This is a genomic window from Arcobacter sp. CECT 8989 (assembly GCF_004116715.1).
Lineage (GTDB): Bacteria > Campylobacterota > Campylobacteria > Campylobacterales > Arcobacteraceae > Halarcobacter.
Genome location: NZ_PDKE01000044.1, coordinates 1 through 626 on the forward strand (window position 1 = coordinate 1; position 626 = coordinate 626).

The window sequence follows — 626 nt, forward strand, 5'->3', positions numbered from 1 at the left end:
GCTATTTCAGGAGTTCAGCCATGAACGCTTAGTACATTCAGGATCGTCTTGAGGCTCAGAGCTGGGCGCGTCACTACCAGCAGCTCGCCCGTGAAGAGAAAGAGGCAGAACTGGCAGACGACATTGAAAAAGGCCTGCCCCAGCACCTGTTTGAATCGCTATGCATCGATCATTTGCAACGCCACGGGGCCAGCAAAAAATCCATTACCCGTGCGTTTGATGACGATGTTGAGTTTCAGGAGCGCATGGCAGAACACATCCGGTACATGGTTGAAACCATTGCTCACCACCAGGTTGATATTGATTCAGAGGTATAAAACGAATGAGTACTGCACTCGCAACGCTGGCTGGGAAGCTGGCTGAACGTGTCGGCATGGATTCTGTCGACCCACAGGAACTGATCACCACTCTTCGACAGCCGGCCTTTACAGGGGATGCAAGCGATGGCCCGTTCATCGCATTACTGATCGTTGCCCCCCAGTATGGCCGTGATGCGTGGACGAAAGAATTGGACGCCGTTACTGTTACGCCGAGTTGCCTCGTAACGTGCGAGGGCGCTGCTGCTTGGTCCGAAGGCACTACCTAAGCACTGCAGTTAGTGTGCATTGAGGTTGCGCATAGACCAT

General features: G+C 53.4%; 1 protein-coding gene and 1 pseudogene. Both read left to right on the top strand.

The window, feature by feature from the left end:
* The first annotated feature begins 35 nt into the window (after positions 1–35).
* The gene (locus CRV02_RS14330) at positions 36–317 is read left to right on the top strand and encodes a host-nuclease inhibitor Gam family protein (protein WP_129090904.1); all 282 of its coding nucleotides are present in this window, start codon (positions 36–38) and stop codon (positions 315–317) included.
* A 5-nt stretch (positions 318–322) separates the two neighbouring features.
* A pseudogene (locus tag CRV02_RS14335) lies at positions 323–571 on the top strand (phage recombination protein Bet); the annotation flags it as partial.
* Between the last annotated feature and the right edge of the window lie 55 nt (positions 572–626).